The sequence below is a fragment of the Vibrio sp. UCD-FRSSP16_30 genome, from assembly GCF_001676025.1.
Taxonomy (GTDB): domain Bacteria; phylum Pseudomonadota; class Gammaproteobacteria; order Enterobacterales; family Vibrionaceae; genus Vibrio.
Window position 1 is genome coordinate 1 of the sequence record NZ_LZFW01000077.1, and the last position, 680, is coordinate 680.

General features: G+C 42.8%; 1 rRNA gene. It reads left to right on the top strand.

The window, feature by feature from the left end:
- Positions 1 to 392: 392 nt before the first annotated feature.
- Positions 393 to 680: ribosomal RNA gene (locus A9260_RS15155) — 16S ribosomal RNA — on the top strand; the annotation flags it as partial.

Here is a 680-nt window from a genome sequence, read left to right on the forward strand (position 1 = left end):
TTTTCCCCATGTGAGAGTAGGACATCGCCAGGCTTTAATTTTGACTTATCTCGTATGAGGTGAGTCACCATAAAGTTCTAATTTACTTAGAGTTTTATGTTGACTTTAACAGTCAGTCGCGTAATATATGCGACCTGCTTAAGTGTTAAGGCACTCAAAGCACGCTCTTTAACAATTTAAACCTATCAATCTGTGTGGGCACTCGTTGATGATAATCGAAAAGATTTATCAATGAACTGAGTGACCAATACAATGATTTTTAATCATTGGCACAGTCAATTCATTACTATTCTGTTGGAATAGTAATAGCTTTAAAATTACTTCTTACTTTCGAGTAAGGAACAGTTTTGAAGTCAGTATTCATTGAGCCGGTCGAAAGACCAAAAAAACTTTAATTGAAGAGTTTGATCATGGCTCAGATTGAACGCTGGCGGCAGGCCTAACACATGCAAGTCGAGCGGAAACGACAACATTGACCCTTCGGGTGATTTATTGGGCGTCGAGCGGCGGACGGGTGAGTAATGCCTGGGAAATTGCCCTGATGTGGGGGATAACTATTGGAAACGATAGCTAATACCGCATAACGTCTACGGACCAAAGAGGGGGACCTTCGGGCCTCTCGCTTCAGGATATGCCCAGGTGGGATTAGCTAGTTGGTGAGGTAATGGCTCACCAAGGCG